The organism is Streptomyces canus 299MFChir4.1 (assembly GCF_000383615.1).
GTDB classification, from domain to species: Bacteria; Actinomycetota; Actinomycetes; order Streptomycetales; family Streptomycetaceae; genus Streptomyces; species Streptomyces canus_C.
In genome coordinates this window covers 1-2,148 of the sequence record NZ_KB911687.1, presented here as the reverse complement: position 1 = coordinate 2,148, position 2,148 = coordinate 1, and the positions used below count along the sequence as shown (strand labels likewise).

The 2,148-nt window shown below is 68.8% G+C and carries 3 protein-coding genes; 1 reads left to right on the top strand and 2 read right to left on the bottom strand.

The features are described 5' to 3' along the window. Positions 1–402, top strand: a 402-nt coding sequence (locus tag H293_RS0148775; protein ID WP_028808884.1) for a helicase associated domain-containing protein, incomplete at its 5' end; no start/stop codon positions are given. Between the two features lie 56 nt (positions 403–458). On the opposite strand, the gene H293_RS52450 is transcribed toward H293_RS0148775, so the two are convergent. Both H293_RS52450 and H293_RS0148765 read right to left on the bottom strand, forming a co-directional pair. Further along, positions 459–1,850, bottom strand: coding sequence for a ThiF family adenylyltransferase (locus H293_RS52450; protein WP_106968650.1), 1,392 nt, complete (start codon positions 1,848–1,850; stop codon positions 459–461). Continuing rightward, on the bottom strand, positions 1,832–2,148 hold a 317-nt coding region (locus H293_RS0148765; protein ID WP_020125002.1), incomplete at its 5' end, for a hypothetical protein. The genes H293_RS0148765 and H293_RS52450, both read right to left, overlap by 19 nt.

The window sequence follows — 2,148 nt, the reverse complement described above, 5'->3', positions numbered from 1 at the left end:
GGAGTTCTGCCGGCCGTGCCGGGTGAGGTTGTCGTCCAGGGCGAGGACCTCACGGTGTGGGTGACCGCGCAGCGAGCCGGGTGGGATGGACTGGTCACGGCGCAGCGGTACCTACTGGAGAGCCTCGGCGTGGAGCCTTTGGGCGAGCACGAGACGGCGGTGCCGGCCCGGAGGACGCAGGCCGATCGGTGGGCTACTCACCTTGCGGCTGCCCGCCAGTTCCACACCCGCGAGGGTCACCTCCGCGTCCCAAGAAGCCATGTAGAGGAGCTGGCTGGTGAGGACGGGGACAGGAGTACGGCCGTCCGGCTTGGGAGATGGCTCGACAACACCCGACGACGGGCAGACAAGCTTGCAGCGGAGCGCCGTGCGGAACTCGATGAGTTGGGCATGCGCTGGTAGGGCTGTTGCGGAGGGGCAACGCTTGGTGGATCGCTTCGGTTCGTGGAACTGCTCTGTCAGCTGGATGCCACGTTGGCGGTTGGTCGGTCTCCGAGTGCGAACTGCTTTTGCGGGGCGCACCATCGGCAGTCGTGGTGGGTGCGGGAGTTGATGAGGTCTCGTGTGCGGGTGCGGGGGCGGTGCAGGACGCCGGCGTGGTCGAGATCGTCGTCGTGAAGGCAGCTCACGGCGTGCATGAAGTGGCTGACGGCTTCGGCGGCGGCGAGGGCGTTGAGGGGGAGGACGCTGGCGGCCGGCGTGCCGGGGACGTAGTGTGCGGCGGCTCGGTCGGCGGGGGCGTGCATGTCGATGGCGAGGCCGGTGGGGTTGATCAGTCCGTCGCACCACAAGCAGCCGGTCCCGGGAAGAAGGAGTCTGGTGACGGCGTGGATTTGCCCGACAGTGCCATCGCGTACGGGGATCTTCACGCCGGCCTGGGTGGCGGGGATGAGGTACTGCTGAACTGCGGCGTTGGTGAAGTGACGGGCGGCGGCGCCGTCTGCTGCGAGGAAGAGCCAGTCGCAGTGGCGTAGTTCGGCTTGGACGTGGGGTTGCTCGACACGCTCGGTGATTGGCGTGATGGTGATGGTGGGCTGTGCTTGCCGGGCCAGTCGGCTGGCTAGGGCGGTCTTGGGATGGCCGACGTCATCGGTGGTCGCGCCGGAGAGGCGGGGCAGGTTGGTCTCGTCGACGAGGTCATCGTCGATGAGGACCAGGTGGCCGATGCCGAGGCGTGCGAGGTATTCGGTGATCAGGTTGCCCACGCCGCCCAGGCCGATGACGGCCACCCTCATGGCCTGGAAGGTCTGCTGTCCGAGGTCGCCGAAGATGCGTACCTGGCGGTTGTAGGAGGCGTGGCTGGTGTCTGGGGTGCTGGCTGTGGCCGGCTGGGGGCGGAGGCGCAGGAGGTTGTTGGCGGGGATGACGACTTCGGCAAGGTTGGTGCGGGTGCCGTCGGGGTGCCAGAGGTCGCCGGCTGCGGCTTGCAGGGTGAGGACGAGGCCGCATACGGGGGTGTTGCTGATCTGGGTGAGGGTGGGGTAGCCACGTTCGTGGCTGGCCAGGTCGGTGGGCGAGAAGCGTACGCGGGTGGTGCCGCCGTGGTTGTGGACAGGGATGTAGGCGAGGTGTTCGTCGCGGGCTCGCAGGATGTTGTCGCGGACGAAGGCGGCTGAGAGGGCGTGGTGTCCCGTGGTGCCGGGCCCGTAGTCGATGTGGTCGCGGGCGGGGATGAGTTCGCGGGCCAGGAGGCGCAGTCCTCGGGGGCCGTCGGTCCATCCGGCGAGGAGGACGGCGCTGTGGGCCGCCTGGTCACCGGGGAACAGGTGCGCATGGAGTTGCTGCCAGAGGCGGGCGGGGATGGTCAGGCTTGCCCCGGTGGCTGGTGGGTTCACTGCGCGGTGAGCCATGCCAGGATCCTCACTGCCTTGTTGACGGGGGTGTCGACCGCGGGGTCACGGTGGTTGGAGCGGCGGGAGAGCTGCAGGGCTGGTTCGTCGGGACGTCCTTGCCAGGTGACGTGCTGGATGGCCTGGCCGTGCGGCTGGCCGTCAGTGCGGGTGAGCGTTCCGGTGTAGTGGGGGTAGATGTCGGCGTCGGGGTGGGCGGCGGAGATCTGGAAGCCGAGCCAGGTCCGTGCCTGCGTGTAGGCACGGCCTACAGGTAGGTCGCTGATGACGACGTAGACGCCCCCGGAGCCGTCCGGGG